This is a genomic window from Robertmurraya siralis, assembly GCF_005502275.1.
GTDB classification, from domain to species: domain Bacteria; phylum Bacillota; class Bacilli; order Bacillales; family Cytobacillaceae; genus Robertmurraya; species Robertmurraya siralis.
Genome location: NZ_SWLZ01000036.1, coordinates 1 through 14,210, shown reverse-complemented (window position 1 = coordinate 14,210; position 14,210 = coordinate 1). Strand labels below are relative to the sequence as shown.

Here is a 14,210-nt window from a genome sequence, read left to right as displayed (position 1 = left end):
TGCGGAAGTTTTCTGTTTTTCATTGATGCTTCCTTCCTTTGCGAAAATTTAATTCACTACTGATCAATGGATTTGCCTTCAAACAGCAAAAAAGCAAGGGAAGAAAATGACTCACTTTCTTCCCTTGCCTTTTGAAAGCAGGCTTTTCAGACAGCCTCTTAAACTTGTTTTTTACTTCATTGGTGCAATGACGATGTGGCGATTTGGTTCGACACCATCAGAATAGGTTTTGATGCGGCTATTTTCCATCAAAGCAGTGTGAATTACTTTACGCTCATATGATGGCATTGGCTCTAATGCGACCTTTTTTCCAGTTTTTAGTGCTTTTTGAGCGAGACGTTCAGCTAAATGCACTAAAGTCTCATTTCTCCTCTTGCGATAGTCTTCCGCATCTAAAAGAACGTGGAAATACTGATCAGAGAAACGATTGATCACAAGCTGAGTCAAGTATTGGAGAGAATTAAGAGTTTGTCCTCTTTTTCCGATTAACAAAGCAATTTTATCACCTGATAGGATAAATTGAACTTGTTTCCCTTCTCTTAACACTTCAATTTCAACATCGACACCCATTTTTTCACTTACTTCTTTTAAAAATTCCTTTGCTTCTTCGACTGGATCGATCTTTGCTGTTACTTTTACAACAGCCGGCCGAGAGCCAAATCCAAATATCCCCTTTTTACCTTCATCCATAATCGCTACTTCTACGCGGTCTTCTGTTGTTTCTAGTTGAGCTAAAGCCGATTTGACTGCTTCTTCGACAGTTTGTCCTGTAGCAGTTACCTGTTTCACTTTTTTGCTCCTCCCGCTTTACCAGTTTCTTTTTCTGCTCTTAAATCTGGACCTTTAATAAAGTATGTTTGCACTATCATAAATAAGTTCCCTACAACCCAATACAAGGATAAAGCAGCTGGGAAACTAATCGCAAAAATGATGATCATAATTGGCATTAACCAAAGCATCATCGCCATTTGTGGATTTTGATTAGCTGTACCGGCCATCATCATCTTCTGTTGAATAAAAGTCGTAACCCCAGCGATTAATGGCAATAAATAATAAGGGTCTGGAGAACCTAGATCAAACCATAAGAAATTATGTTCAGCAATCTCTCTCGTTCTTGAAATCGCATGATAAAATCCAATCAGAATCGGCATTTGAATCAAGATTGGAAAACATCCTGCCAATGGATTAATATTATGCTTTTGGAATAACGCCATCGTCTCCTGTTGGAGCTTTTGTTGTGTTTTCTGATCCTTTGAGCTGTACTTCTCCCGCAATGCTTGCATTTCAGGCTGAATAGCTTGCATCGCTTTTGAACTCTTTGTTTGCTTAATCATTAATGGCAAAATTAAGAGACGAATTAAAATCGTTACTATAATAATCGACAATCCAAAGTTTTCACCGGTAAAATTCGCTACCATGACAATAAATTGTGACAATGGATAGACGATATATTCGTTCCAAAATCCTTCACTTTCTGCAGTAATCGGTTGATTATACTCCATACACCCTGTTAATAGAGTCGTTAGCAAGATCAATCCGATTATAAGAAACATTCTCTTCTTCAACCGTTATTTCCTCCTTATTTATGAAAGCTGTATTGATTTTAATCCATTTCAATTTAGCTTGATAGGAAGTCATGAACCTATACAGGCAAAGCTCGTATTTTACATCCTACATCTAGAGTGAAATCGATTTATGCAAATAGTAATAAATCTATTATGAAAACGGTCTATTTTGACGAATCAACAGTATTGTATCATCTTTTGATAGACAGCGCTGTAGAAAAATACGGTATCTTTTAAAAATTATGATCTGAAGCTTGTCTTTTTCCATTTTAGTACTTTGGAAATTTTTAACACATGAATTAAACTATTTTTTATTTCAAAAAAATCCATTTCAGCAGCAGGTTTTCTTGCGATGATAATATAATCATATTCATTATGGAGGTCTTCCTCAAGTTCTAAGACCGCCTGACGTATGTATCGCTTAATTTGATTTCTTTTAACCGCGTTTCCAAGCTTTTTACTTACCGAAAGTCCAATCCGAAAATGAGCCTGCCCCGGTTTTTTTAAAGAGTAAACAACGAATTGGCGATTTGCAAAAGACTTTCCCTTTTTAAAAATCTCTTGGAACTCTTTATTTTTTTTTACTCTAAATTCTTTCTTCACTTTCTCACCTTCAAATCGGCTCATTCTTGCCATAAAAATATCAATAATGTACGTTAAGATTATCATCTTCCTAGATTATATCTATACGTAATTTCTATAAAACAGGCTTTGCTATAATGATGATTTTTGGCTCCTTTTCACACAAACTGAGCCAATAATCGTTCTATCAAGCAATCTGTTTACCAAAGCCATAAATTAATCTTTTACTTCCACTTCAGTGCTCTAGCCTTTAAAAGTATACCTCTCAAGCAATCATTTACAAAAAAAAACTCAATTAATGAGAAAAAAGACCACTGATTATTCAGTGGCCTAAGCAGATAATACTTTTCTTCCTTTACGACGACGACGAGCTAGAACTTTGCGTCCGTTTGCAGAGCTCATACGACTACGGAATCCATGAACTTTACTTCTTTTACGATTATTTGGTTGAAACGTTCTTTTCATATATGACACCTCCCTGAGGAATAGCTGTTAAAGACAGTCTAAACAATTATATAAAGCAAACCATAAAAATGTCAACCTTATTAAAAAAATTACCCTCTCATCTTGAGCAATTGTTTTTTAGAAACTCCAGCGCGATACTTCACCTTGTCATATTCCAAAAAGCAGTCGCTTCACTTCATGTAAACAACCGAAAATCAATGCCAACATACAACCAAAAAACAAAGCCAAGAAAAAAAATAACGACAAGTTATCCTATTCATCCCAAGCTGTGTATAACTTTCGACAAGTCTTATTATTATCCACAGCACATATTGACAGCTTTTTCACACATTAATCGATTGTGGACAAATTACATCCACACGTTGTACTTCTTGTGGATAAAACAAGAAAAACCATTGCACAGCAATGGATTATTTGATATTATAGTTGTGTTTTCACCTTGGATAGATCTTTGTGTATAACTTATTTATCCACAGACTGTGGATATTATGTGGACAGTTTATTCACTCCTCTTGAAAAACTTTGTCCACATATCGTGGATATTGTCGAAATCCTACTTAATTTCCTTATTATATAGTTTTCCACAGTTTGATTTCGTATATTGATATATTTTTATCGCTATTTCTGCTCTTTAGCGCATAGTAGCTTTATTTTTTTATTTCAACATATAAGTTTTGCCATGCTGAACGGAAAATATAAACAAAGTAAGGAGGGAAAACGATTGGAAAATATTGCGGATCTTTGGAATAATGCGCTCTCCAGTATTGAAAAAAAGATTAGCAAACCGAGTTTTGATACATGGTTAAAATCTACAACAGCCCACTCTCTCAAAAAAGATACATTGACCGTTACCGCTCCAAACGAATTTGCACGAGATTGGCTAGAAGAGCGCTATTCTGAACTTATCTCCAGTATTTTGTTTGATATTACTGGTGAAGAACTAAATGTAAAATTTATTATTCCGCAAAATAAACAAGATGATGATGTTGATTTGCCAAATCCTCCAAAAAAAATCCAGAGGGATGAGGAACATGCAGAGCTGCCTTTGACTATGTTAAACCCAAAGAATACCTTTGATACATTTGTTATTGGTTCTGGCAATCGCTTTGCCCATGCAGCATCATTAGCGGTAGCAGAAGCACCAGCGAAGGCCTACAATCCGCTTTTTATCTATGGTGGAGTGGGACTCGGAAAAACGCATTTAATGCATGCGATTGGTCATTATGTATTGGAACATAACCCTTCCGCAAAAGTTGTTTATTTATCATCTGAAAAATTTACAAATGAGTTTATTAACTCTATTCGAGATAATAAAGCAACTGAGTTTCGCAATAAATATAGAAAAGTAGATGTGCTTCTAATTGATGATATTCAATTTTTGGCCGGAAAAGAATCAACTCAAGAAGAATTTTTCCATACTTTCAACACTTTGCATGAAGAAAATAAACAAATTGTCATTTCCAGTGACAGACCGCCTAAAGAAATTCCAACATTGGAGGATCGCCTACGTTCTCGCTTTGAATGGGGTTTAATCACTGACATTACCCCACCTGATTTAGAAACGAGAATTGCTATTTTACGGAAGAAAGCGAAAGCAGAAGGATTAGATATTCCAAATGAAGTGATGCTATACATTGCCAATCAAATTGATTCCAACATTCGAGAATTAGAGGGAGCGTTAATAAGAGTCGTTGCCTACTCATCGTTAATCAATAAAGATATTAATGCGGATCTGGCAGCTGAAGCATTAAAAGATATTATTCCAAGTTCTAAACCAAAAATCATTACAATCCTTGATATTCAACAAACCGTCGGGGAGTATTTTAATGTGAAGCTGGAAGATTTTAAGGCAAAAAAGCGAACAAAGTCTGTTGCATTCCCAAGGCAAATTGCGATGTATTTAGCAAGAGAACTAACCGACTTCTCTCTGCCTAAAATCGGTGAGGAATTTGGTGGGCGCGATCATACAACTGTCATTCATGCCCATGAAAAGATTTCCAACCTCATGCAAACGGATGTGCAATTTCAAAATCAAATGAAAGAAATCAATGAACTATTAAAGATTTAGTGCTAGTCTGAATGATGTGCATAACTTGTCCATGCTTACACACAGTCTGTCCACATGTGGATAGACTGTGTTTCCTTTCGATCTTTATAGTTATCCACATACTAACAGGGCCTACTAGTACTTCTATTATTTTTTATAAAAAAAAATATATAATATGCCAAACGGAGGATTAAACAAATGCGATTTATAATCCAAAGGGATCGTCTCGTACAAAGTGTTCAAGATGTTATGAAAGCTGTCACTAGCAGAACAACCATTCCCATTTTAACTGGAATCAAGATTGTTGCAGATGATGAAGGAGTCACATTAACAGGAAGTGATTCCGATATTTCAATTGAATCTTTTATTCCAAGAGAGGAAGAAGGAGACGAAATTGTCGAGATTAAGCAAAAAGGCGCAATCGTTTTGCAAGCTAAATTCTTTAGTGAAATCGTTAAAAAATTGCCGACTGATTTCGTTGAAATGGAAGTTCAAAGCCAACTTCAAATTGTCATTCGTTCAGGGAAATCAGAATTTAATTTAAATGGATTGGATCCTGATGAATATCCACGCTTGCCACAGGTTGAAGAAGAAGATGCTTTTAAAATCCCAACAGATTTATTAAAGGCTCTGATTCGTCAAACCGTATTTGCTGTGTCCACGTCAGAAACACGACCTGTGTTGACAGGTGTAAACTGGAAAGTGGAAAATGGGGAACTAATCTGTATTGCAACAGATAGTCATCGCTTAGCTTTAAGAAAAGCGAAAGTTGAGCTTGAAGCAGACAAACAGTTTAATGTCGTTATTCCAGGAAAAAGCTTAAATGAATTAAGTAAAATCCTTGATGACAATAACGAACTGGTAGATATTGTTATTACTGAAAATCAAGTTCTTTTTAAAGCGAAGCATCTTTTATTCTTTTCGCGCTTACTTGAAGGAAATTACCCTGATACATCAAGATTAATACCTGCTGAAAACAAAACGGAAGTAATTGTTAATACGAAAGACTTCCTGCACGCAATTGACCGTGCCTCATTATTAGCACGAGAAGGACGAAATAACGTAGTGCGGCTAGCAACATTGGAAAATAAGGGAATTGAAATTTCCTCTAATACGCCTGAAATTGGAAAAGTTGTTGAAGAATTAATAGCACAAACGATAGATGGAGAAGAACTGAAAATTTCGTTTAGTGCTAAATACGTGATGGATGCTTTAAAAACATTAGAGGGCCACGAAATAAAAATAAGTTTTACTGGTGCAATGAGACCATTTGTTATTCGTCCCCTCAACGACGATTCATTGCTGCAACTTATTTTGCCAGTTAGAACATATTAACATGATGAGTCACCAGCTTTGTTGGTGGCTTTATTTTTCTATTTATCAATATTGCTTGATTACACAGAAAATTCGTTTTTTAAGCTGTTGATGTTTAGCACATTTTCTCTCGAATTCTGGCATAACTAAAAAGATGAGCAAACTACAATGCTTTTTTAGGAGCCTTCAGTTTGTATTCCCCTCTTCTTGGAAAAAATTTGCTATAAATGCTCCTTGAAGAAATGAGTTGTACGTTAATAAACCGAAGCGTTTACACTTTTCTTTGTGTACAGTTCATTTATTTAGTAAAATATAAGAATAAGACTTAGAAGAGAAAAGAGTGACACGGTGGTACAAAAAATAAAAATAGATACGGAATATATTACGCTAGGACAATTTTTAAAACTTGCAGAATTAATTGACTCCGGTGGTATGGCAAAATGGTTTTTAAGCGAATACGAGATTAAAGTGAATGGTCAACAAGATCAAAGAAGAGGCAGAAAACTACGAGCTGGAGATAAAATTTCAATTCAAAATGCTGGTTCTTTTGAGATTGTTTGAAATTAGAGGATTTTGTAAAAGGATGTATCGTCAATGTATATTGAGCATTTACAATTGAAAAATTACCGGAATTATAAAGAATTAGAAATTCCATTTGACAACAAGGTCAATGTTATTCTCGGAGAAAATGCTCAAGGGAAGACGAATGTCATGGAATCTATCTATGTTTTAGCAATGGCAAAATCCCATCGAACATCAAATGATAAAGATCTTATTCGCTGGGACGAAGAATATGCTAAAATAGAAGGTAGGGTAAAAAAAAGGCACGGTTCCATTCCGATGGAGTTAGTGATTTCGAAAAAAGGAAAAAAAGCAAAATGTAACCATATCGAGCAGCAAAAGCTCAGTCAATATATTGGAAATATGAATGTAGTCATGTTCGCGCCTGAAGATCTCCATTTAGTAAAAGGGAGCCCTCAAGTAAGGCGTCGTTTTATTGATATGGAGATCGGCCAGGTGTCCCCTGTATACCTACATGATATTGGGCAATACCAAAAAATATTACAGCAGCGAAATCACTATTTAAAACTGTTGCAATTGAAGAAACAAACAGATATGACCATGCTTGACATTTTAACTGAACAATTCATCGAGATGGCTGTGAAAATTATTTCGAAGCGTTTCGAGTTTATCCAGTTGCTCGAAAATTGGGCGATTCCGATCCATAAAGGAATTTCAAGGGATTTAGAAACATTAAAAATTCTCTATAAACCTTCCGTAGACGTATCAGAAGACCAAGTTTTGTCGAAAATGGTAGAAGTGTTAGAAGAAAAATTTGCCAAAGTTAAAACGCGAGAAATTGAAAGAGGCGTTACATTGTTTGGTCCTCATCGCGATGATCTTCTCTTTCATGTGAATGATCGTGATGTGCAAACATTTGGCTCACAGGGTCAACAAAGGACAACTGCGCTCTCATTAAAACTGGCTGAAATAGAATTGATCCGTTCAGAAATTGATGAATATCCTATACTTCTACTTGATGATGTTCTTTCTGAATTAGATGATTTCCGTCAATCTCATTTATTAAACACGATCCAAGGCAAAGTTCAAACCTTTGTAACAACAACAAATGTAGACGGGATTGACCATCAAACCTTAAAAGAAGCAGCTACTTTTAAGGTCGAATCTGGTTGGATTGAAAAAATTCAGTGAGGTGAGACCCATGTATGTTCATCTAGGAGAGGATACGCTGGTGAGGGCGATAGAGATTATTGCCATTCTCGATAAAGAAACAGTGAAATCTTCTCAATATATGCAAGAGTTGTTAGAGAAAAAGGATAAGGACATCATTCCCCTTACTAAAGGCACGTTCAAATCAATTGTAATTACTGAAAATGCGGTGTACTATTCTCCGTTGGCTTCAGGAACACTGAAAAAACGTTCAACCAAGCCGGTGTTGCAAGAGCTTTAATAAAGGGTTAGATCAAGTCTATTTCTTTTTTTTAACCTATTCATAGCCTTTATGATTTTTATCATGTTTATAATTAATAACTACTTAAGAAGCAAGCTCTCAAAAAGTTCAAGCTCTAAAAATGGAGAGACTTTAGTTGAGTTTATTAGAAAGTGTAGGTGATTGACTGTGGCTACGGAACAAGAAGCGGTACAGGGACAATCCTATGATGCCGAGCAGATACAAGTATTAGAAGGTCTTGAGGCTGTTCGAAAGCGTCCGGGAATGTACATTGGTTCAACGAGTGCCAAAGGTTTACATCATTTAGTTTGGGAAATTGTTGATAATAGTATAGATGAAGCACTAGCAGGTTATTGCTCTGAAATTGAAGTTTTAATAGAAAAAGATAACAGCATAACGGTAGTGGATAACGGTCGAGGGATTCCTGTCGGGATTCAGGAAAAAATGGGCCGCCCTGCTGTAGAGGTTATACTGACGGTTCTTCATGCCGGTGGTAAATTTGGTGGCGGTGGATATAAAGTGTCAGGAGGACTACACGGGGTTGGTGCCTCGGTTGTTAACGCTCTGTCGACATTCCTTGAAGTATATGTTCACCGCGATGGTCATATTCATTACCAAAAATATGAGCGCGGGGTGCCTTGTGCTGACCTTAAGGTAATTGGAGAAACAGACCGTACTGGAACAACGATTCATTTTCAACCTGATCCGGAAATTTTTACTGAAACGATTGAATATGATTTCGAAACTCTTGCGACTCGTACTCGAGAGCTCGCCTTCTTAAATAAAGGCTTGAAAATTTCAATTGAAGATAAGCGAGCGGAAGAAAAAAAGCGCAATGAATATCATTATGAAGGTGGAATTAAGTCTTACGTAGAACATTTGAACCGTACAAAGGATGTCCTTCACGAAGAGCCAATCTTTATTGAGGGAGAAAAAGATGGCATCGCTATTGAAGTATCCCTTCAGTATAACGAAGGCTATACCGAAAATATTTATTCTTTTGCCAATAATATTCACACGTATGAAGGCGGTACACATGAGTCCGGCTTTAAAACTGCGTTAACGAGAATAATCAATGATTATGCGCGAAAGAATGGTTTTTTTAAAGAAAGTGATGCAAACTTGACCGGTGATGATGTTCGAGAAGGATTAACGGCCATTATCTCCATTAAGCACCCTGATCCTCAGTTTGAAGGACAAACGAAAACAAAGCTTGGAAATTCTGAAGTAAGAGCTGCGACTGATACGATTTTTGCAGAGCATTTTGAAAAATTCTTACTGGAAAATCCTTCGGTAGCCCGCAAAATTGTCGATAAAGGTTTAATGGCGACAAGAGCAAGGCTAGCAGCGAAAAAAGCAAGGGAATTAACAAGAAGAAAAAGCGCACTAGAAGTTTCGAGCTTGCCTGGTAAGCTTGCTGATTGTTCTTCAAAGGATCCATCGATAAGTGAATTATATATTGTTGAGGGTGACTCGGCAGGTGGTTCAGCTAAACAAGGGCGTGATCGCCATTTTCAAGCAATCCTGCCTTTAAGAGGGAAAATTTTAAACGTTGAGAAGGCTCGCCTTGATCGGATTTTATCGAATAATGAGGTTCGAGCGATTATTACAGCTTGTGGAACTGGTATTGGTGAAGATTTTGATATTGCGAAAGCCCGCTACCACAAAATCGTCATTATGACCGATGCGGATGTTGACGGTGCACATATACGTACCCTATTATTAACCTTTTTCTATCGTTATATGAGAAAAATTATTGAAGCTGGTTATATTTATATTGCTCAGCCTCCATTGTACAAGGTACAGCAGGGAAAGCGCATTGAGTATGCTTATGATAATAAAGAGCTCGATCGCATTTTTGCAGAGCTTCCTAGTCAGCCAAAGCCAAATATTCAACGTTATAAAGGTCTTGGGGAAATGAACCCAGAGCAATTATGGGAAACAACGATGGATCCAGAGAGAAGAACGATGCTACAAGTAAGTCTTGAAGATGCTATTGAAGCAGATGAAACATTTGAGATTCTAATGGGAGATAAAGTTGAGCCACGTCGTAACTTTATCGAAGAGAACGCTCAATATGTTAAGAATTTGGATATTTAGTTCATCCATGAGGATAGCTGGTATACCCACTATCCTTTTTATTCTTAAAAGTCATTAAAGAATTCACTCTGAAAAGGAGGTTTCTTCATGTCTGAAACTTCAAATTCGCAAGTTAAAGAAATTAATATTAGTCAGGAAATGCGCTCCTCATTTTTAGATTATGCGATGAGTGTAATTGTTTCACGTGCCCTTCCAGATGTACGCGATGGATTAAAACCAGTTCATCGCCGTATTTTATATGCTATGCATGATTTAGGCATTCATGCAGACAAGCCTTATAAAAAATCTGCTCGTATCGTCGGAGATGTAATCGGTAAATATCACCCACATGGTGACTCTGCTGTTTACGAAACGATGGTACGTATGGCTCAGGATTTTAACTATCGCTATATGCTTGTAGATGGACACGGGAATTTTGGTTCGGTCGATGGTGATGCGGCTGCAGCAATGCGTTATACAGAATCTCGCATGTCCAAAATTTCGATGGAACTGTTAAGAGACATCAATAAAGATACGATTGATTATCAGGATAACTATGATGGTGAAGAAAGAGAACCAGTTGTTCTCCCTGCTCGTTTTCCTAATCTTTTGGTGAATGGAACTACAGGTATTGCTGTTGGAATGGCAACAAATATCCCTCCCCACCAGCTTGGAGAAATCATTGACGGTGTTTTAGCGATAAGCAAGGATCCGGAAATAACAATTCAAGAACTCATGGATATTATTCCAGGGCCGGATTTTCCAACGGCAGGGTTAATTCTTGGTCGAAGCGGTATCCGAAAGGCTTACGAAACAGGAAGAGGTTCGATTACATTACGCGCCAAGGTAGAAATCGAACAAAAGTCCAACGGAAAAGAAGTTATTATTGTTAAGGAAATTCCTTATCAAGTAAATAAAGCAAGACTAATTGAAAAAATTGCAGAGTTAGCTCGTGATAAAAAGATCGATGGCATTACCGATTTAAGGGATGAGTCCGATCGCAAAGGAATGCGCATTGTTATCGAAGTTCGGAAGGATGCGAATGCGAATGTTCTTTTAAATAATTTATACAAGCATACTGCATTGCAAACAAGCTTCGGAATCAATATGCTGGCTCTTGTCGATGGTCATCCGAAAGTTCTTAATTTGAAAGAGTGCCTTCACTACTATCTGCAGCACCAACAGGTTGTTATCCGCCGCAGAACAGAGTTTGAACTGCGTAAAGCGGAAGCGCGTGCACATATTTTAGAAGGGCTGCGAATAGCCTTAGATCATATTGACGAAGTGATCGCCTTAATTCGCGGTTCACAAACAACTGAGATTGCTAGAGAAGGATTAATGACGACGTTCGGCTTATCTGATAAGCAAGCGCAGGCAATCTTAGACATGCGTTTGCAGCGTCTAACTGGGTTAGAACGTGAAAAAATCGAAGAAGAATATCAAAATTTGATGAAGCTGATTGCAGAGCTTAAAGCGATTTTAGCGGATGAAGAAAAAGTTTTGGAAATCATTCGTGAAGAGCTTACTGAAATTAAAGAGCGTTTTAATGACACCCGTCGTACTGAAATTGTAACGGCCGGGCTTGAAAATATTGAAGATGAAGATCTGATTCCGCGTGAGAACATTGTTGTGACGATTACGCATAATGGCTATATAAAGAGGTTGCCAGTATCAACGTATCGTGCGCAAAAACGTGGTGGAAGAGGTATTCAGGGCATGGGAACCAATGAGGATGATTTCGTTGAACATCTCATTACCACATCTACCCATGACACCCTTCTATTCTTTACGAATAAAGGAAAGGTATATCGTGCCAAGGGATATGAGATTCCAGAGTTTTCCCGAACGGCGAAAGGTCTCCCGATCATCAATCTGTTAGAAGTGGATAAAGGTGAATGGGTGAATGCGATTATCCCTGTTGAGGAGTTCGTCGATGACTGGTTCCTGTTCTTTACAACAAAAGAGGGAGTGTCAAAACGTTCACCGCTGTCGTCCTTTGCTCATATTCGTAACAACGGCTTAATTGCCTTGAATTTGCGCGAAGGTGATGAATTGATTTCTGTTCGTCTTACTGACGGGAACAAAGAAATTATCATTGGTACGAAAAATGGTATGCTCATTCGCTTCCCGGAGACAGATGTTCGTTCAATGGGTAGAACAGCAACAGGTGTGAAAGGGATTACCATTAATCAGGAGAATGATGAAGTCATCGGGATGGAAGTACTTGACGAAGGTTCCGACATATTAATTGTAACGAAAAACGGCTACGGCAAGCGCACACCAGCCGAAGAATATCGTATTCAAGGCAGAGGCGGAAAAGGAATCAAGACATGTAATATTACCGATAAAAATGGCGATTTAGTTGCTATGAAAGCTGTCACAGGTGAAGAAGATCTAATGCTGATTACTACTGGCGGCGTCATTATTCGAATGGCAGTGAATGATATTTCAACGATGGGAAGAAATACACAAGGGGTTAGATTGATTCGTTTGAATGAAAGTGAAAGTGAATTCGTTTCAACCGTAGCCAAAGTTGAAAGAGAAGAAGAAAGTGAACAAGGTGCGCAAATGGATCATGAAAATCATGAGGGTGTAGAAGAAAGTCATGATGATTCTTCCTCTCAAGAATGATTTTTGAGCTGTAGTACAAAAGTGCTACAGCTTTTTTACATCATCTAGCCTTTAATTGAAAGATCAAGTAAAATAGTCAGTGAAACTAGTTTTTAAGCTATGTACGTTTAGTCAAAAGAGGTGTTTCGAATGCGAGTGAAAATTAGTGAGCTTCAAGAAGGATGTATTTTATCTGAGGACGTTATGAGCCTGACAAACCGCCCTATTATTCCAAGTAAAACAATCCTAACGCAAGAACTAATTCAATATTTAAAGGCCTTTTTAATTTCAGAAGTGACTGTTCAGCGAACACTCGTTAACGGAACCCCGTTTATTCCTTCGGAGATTATTGAAGAAGAGAACGTTGAGGACTCAGCAAATGTCAATATTATTTTTACTGAGTTATTTTTAGAAGCAGTTCGAGATTACAAAAAAGAATTTTCTAAATGGCAATCTGGACTACCTTTAGATATTACTAAAGTGAGAGCGATTTTAATTCCTTTAATTGAAACTTTAGATAACCATGCTGAAGAAATATTCTTTCTGCACCACTTATCGACTGAAAAAGAATATTTATACCAGCATTCGGTTGCAGTCGCTCTTTTAAGTGCTTTTTTAGGAAAAAAGCTCAATTATCAACAGGGGGATATTGTTCAACTAGCTTTAGCGGGCTGTCTTGCTGATTGCGGAATGGCTAAAGTACCTGCTCGTCTCATCAACAAAAACGACGCATTATCAAGTGCTGAATATGAAGAGATAAAAAATCACCCAACCTATAGTTACCAAATGATTCAGGGAAGCAATTTATTAAGAGATGATGCGAAAATTGCCATTTACCAACATCATGAACGACTTGACGGCAGCGGTTATCCACGAGGTGATAAAAAGATTCATCGTTTTGCAAAAGTCATCGCTGTTGCTGATACTTTCCATGCAATGACTTCCGCCCGCTTATATCGTCAAAAACAATCTCCATTTAAAGTATTGGAAATGATCATGGAAGATAGTTTTGGGAAATTTGATCTGTCTGTAATTAAAGCTCTTCAATCGGGACTGATGAACTTCTCAATCGGAAGCAAGGTAAAATTATCCGATGGTGAAATGGCAGAAATATTATTTATTGAAGAAAAGTCCCCTACGAGGCCATTAATTAAAGTAATTGATACAAATGAGATCATTCAGCTTGAAAAGCATCGAAACATTTATATTGAAGAAGTGGTGTAACAGGAAATGTAGTTAAGAAGTACGGCATCAAAATGCCCTTGTATTCATATACGTGGGCTGTTATACTTATTGAAGTCAACGAACAAGTATTTTTTATAAAAAAGTGTTGACGGGGAAAAATGAAAATGATATATTATTAAAGTCGCTTCTGAGCGATGACAGAAATTGTACTTTGAAAACTAAACAAATCATACGTCAACAAATAATCATAGTGGAGGCTATCTTTCTTTAAGAAGCTGAAACTAGCCAACGTTTTTTAAACATAAGAGCTAATCTTACTCTTTATTGGAGAGTTTGATCCTGGCTCAGGACGAACGCTGGCGGCGTGCCTAATACATGCAAGTCGAGCGCT

Annotated in this window: 12 protein-coding genes and 1 rRNA gene; 9 read left to right on the top strand and 4 right to left on the bottom strand. The window is 37.3% G+C overall.

What is annotated here, in order from left to right; genetic code table 11:
- Positions 1–171 precede the first annotated feature (171 nt).
- The 4 genes from jag to rpmH all read right to left on the bottom strand — a co-directional run bounded on the left by jag (position 172) and on the right by rpmH (position 2,612).
- Positions 172–789: an RNA-binding cell elongation regulator Jag/EloR gene (gene jag / locus FCJ93_RS23425; RefSeq protein WP_095314749.1), complete on the bottom strand. Its 618-nt coding sequence runs from the start codon at positions 787–789 to the stop codon at positions 172–174.
- Positions 786–1,565, bottom strand: coding sequence for a YidC family membrane integrase SpoIIIJ (gene spoIIIJ, locus FCJ93_RS23420; RefSeq protein WP_095314750.1), 780 nt, complete (start codon positions 1,563–1,565; stop codon positions 786–788). Before spoIIIJ ends, jag begins: the two co-directional genes overlap by 4 nt.
- Before the next feature lie 240 nt (positions 1,566–1,805).
- Positions 1,806–2,168, bottom strand: coding sequence for a ribonuclease P protein component (gene rnpA / locus FCJ93_RS23415; RefSeq protein ID WP_137744816.1), 363 nt, complete (start codon positions 2,166–2,168; stop codon positions 1,806–1,808).
- A 309-nt stretch (positions 2,169–2,477) separates the two neighbouring features.
- Positions 2,478–2,612 (bottom strand): 50S ribosomal protein L34, encoded by a 135-nt coding sequence (rpmH, locus tag FCJ93_RS23410; protein ID WP_095314751.1) that lies wholly within the window; start codon positions 2,610–2,612, stop codon positions 2,478–2,480.
- 721 nt (positions 2,613–3,333) lie between these two features.
- Between rpmH and dnaA the strand changes: the two genes are divergently transcribed.
- The 9 genes from dnaA to FCJ93_RS23365 all read left to right on the top strand — a co-directional run.
- Positions 3,334–4,680, top strand: a complete 1,347-nt coding sequence (gene dnaA / locus FCJ93_RS23405) for a chromosomal replication initiator protein DnaA (protein ID WP_212934516.1) — start codon at positions 3,334–3,336, stop codon at positions 4,678–4,680.
- Between the two features lie 177 nt (positions 4,681–4,857).
- Positions 4,858–5,994, top strand: coding sequence for a DNA polymerase III subunit beta (gene dnaN, locus FCJ93_RS23400; RefSeq protein ID WP_095314753.1), 1,137 nt, complete (start codon positions 4,858–4,860; stop codon positions 5,992–5,994).
- Between the two features lie 327 nt (positions 5,995–6,321).
- Entirely contained in the window at positions 6,322–6,534 is a 213-nt protein-coding gene (yaaA, locus tag FCJ93_RS23395) for a S4 domain-containing protein YaaA (protein ID WP_095314754.1), read from the top strand.
- Between the two features lie 33 nt (positions 6,535–6,567).
- Positions 6,568–7,686: a DNA replication/repair protein RecF gene (gene recF / locus FCJ93_RS23390; protein ID WP_095314755.1), complete on the top strand. Its 1,119-nt coding sequence runs from the start codon at positions 6,568–6,570 to the stop codon at positions 7,684–7,686.
- A 10-nt stretch (positions 7,687–7,696) separates the two neighbouring features.
- On the top strand, positions 7,697–7,945 hold the full coding sequence (gene remB, locus FCJ93_RS23385) for an extracellular matrix regulator RemB (RefSeq protein ID WP_095314756.1): 249 nt from the start codon (positions 7,697–7,699) through the stop codon (positions 7,943–7,945).
- Between the two features lie 168 nt (positions 7,946–8,113).
- Positions 8,114–10,045 carry a DNA topoisomerase (ATP-hydrolyzing) subunit B gene (gene gyrB / locus FCJ93_RS23380; protein WP_095314757.1) on the top strand — a complete coding sequence of 644 codons (1,932 nt, stop codon included), beginning with the start codon at positions 8,114–8,116 and terminating at the stop codon, positions 10,043–10,045.
- A gap of 87 nt (positions 10,046–10,132) precedes the next feature.
- On the top strand, positions 10,133–12,655 hold the full coding sequence (gene gyrA, locus FCJ93_RS23375; protein WP_137744808.1) for a DNA gyrase subunit A: 2,523 nt from the start codon (positions 10,133–10,135) through the stop codon (positions 12,653–12,655).
- A gap of 129 nt (positions 12,656–12,784) precedes the next feature.
- Positions 12,785–13,858, top strand: a complete 1,074-nt coding sequence (locus FCJ93_RS23370; RefSeq protein ID WP_095314759.1) for an HD-GYP domain-containing protein — start codon at positions 12,785–12,787, stop codon at positions 13,856–13,858.
- A 282-nt stretch (positions 13,859–14,140) separates the two neighbouring features.
- Positions 14,141–14,210, top strand: a 16S ribosomal RNA gene (locus tag FCJ93_RS23365); the annotation flags it as partial.

Coding starts and splice junctions, on each gene's coding strand:
- rpmH (WP_095314751.1), bottom strand. CDS start 2,612: ATGAAAAGAACGTTTCAACCAAATAATCGTAAAAGAAGTAAAGTTCAT.
- dnaN (WP_095314753.1), top strand. CDS start 4,858: ATGCGATTTATAATCCAAAGGGATCGTCTCGTACAAAGTGTTCAAGAT.
- recF (WP_095314755.1), top strand. CDS start 6,568: ATGTATATTGAGCATTTACAATTGAAAAATTACCGGAATTATAAAGAA.
- remB (WP_095314756.1), top strand. CDS start 7,697: ATGTATGTTCATCTAGGAGAGGATACGCTGGTGAGGGCGATAGAGATT.
- gyrA (WP_137744808.1), top strand. CDS start 10,133: ATGTCTGAAACTTCAAATTCGCAAGTTAAAGAAATTAATATTAGTCAG.
- FCJ93_RS23370 (WP_095314759.1), top strand. CDS start 12,785: ATGCGAGTGAAAATTAGTGAGCTTCAAGAAGGATGTATTTTATCTGAG.